Origin of the sequence: Paenibacillus sp. PsM32 (assembly GCF_030433815.1) — a bacterium.
In the GTDB taxonomy this organism is placed as follows: Bacteria; Bacillota; Bacilli; order Paenibacillales; family Paenibacillaceae; genus Saccharibacillus; species Saccharibacillus kyungheensis.
The window spans coordinates 1-212 of record NZ_JARUWY010000113.1 but is presented as its reverse complement, the minus strand read 5'-3'; the positions used below and the strand labels follow the sequence as shown (position 1 = coordinate 212).

Below are 212 nucleotides of genomic sequence, written 5' to 3'. Positions count from 1 at the left end.
CCGCTAGGAGCGCTGGACCCAAATCAAGTGAGAATGCCGGTATGAGTAACGAAAAGATCAGTGAGACTCTGATCCGCCGAAAACCCAAGGATTCCTGAGGAAGGCTCGTCCTCTCTGGGTAAGTGGGGACCTAAGGCTAGGCCGAATGGCGTTGTCGACGGACAACAGGTTGAAATTCCTGTAACACCGAAAGCCGTTATGAGCAATGGGAT

Annotated in this window: 1 rRNA gene; it reads left to right on the top strand. The window is 52.4% G+C overall.

The window, feature by feature from the left end:
• Nucleotides 1-212: ribosomal RNA gene (locus tag QCD85_RS23855) — 23S ribosomal RNA — on the top strand; the annotation flags it as partial.